The following is a 415-nucleotide window of genomic DNA, read 5'->3' as shown; positions in this document are numbered from 1 at the left end:
CTACACCGTCACCTTGACCGGCCCGACTGGCTTGCCGATCAACAACCACGGTGCAATGACATTCACCCTGGCGGACAAGACCGTTATCAATGTGGCAGCCAACGCTACCACCGGCTCGGTGACTGTCGCCGCGCCGGATAACGTGTACATTGGCCAGACCTCCGTGAGTAACAGCCTGGCATCGGTGGCCGGTGAAGGTGTCAGCAAGTTTGAGCAGCTGACTCTGAACAAGACCGCAGTGACCACCATCGTCAAGGACGAGGCCGGCGTTGGTACCTCGGGCCCAGGCAACCAAGGCGACAAGGTTGAACTGAGCATCGTTGCCAACCAGACGTCGGTGTTCGAGAACGAGAAGCCGACCTTCACCATCAGCATCAAGCAGGCCCTGGACCAGGACCTGACTGTGCAGCTGGGT

Annotated in this window: 1 protein-coding gene; it reads left to right on the top strand. The window is 59.5% G+C overall.

The window, feature by feature from the left end; all coding sequences use genetic code 11:
* Positions 1-415, top strand: a 415-nt coding sequence (locus ACN6NG_RS29915; protein ID WP_474317533.1) for an immunoglobulin-like domain-containing protein, incomplete at both ends; no start/stop codon positions are given.

Source organism: Pseudomonas sp. TSO6 (genome assembly GCF_056098905.1).
The sequence above is the reverse complement of the archived record's forward strand: the minus strand, read 5'-3'. Positions and strand labels throughout refer to the sequence as shown.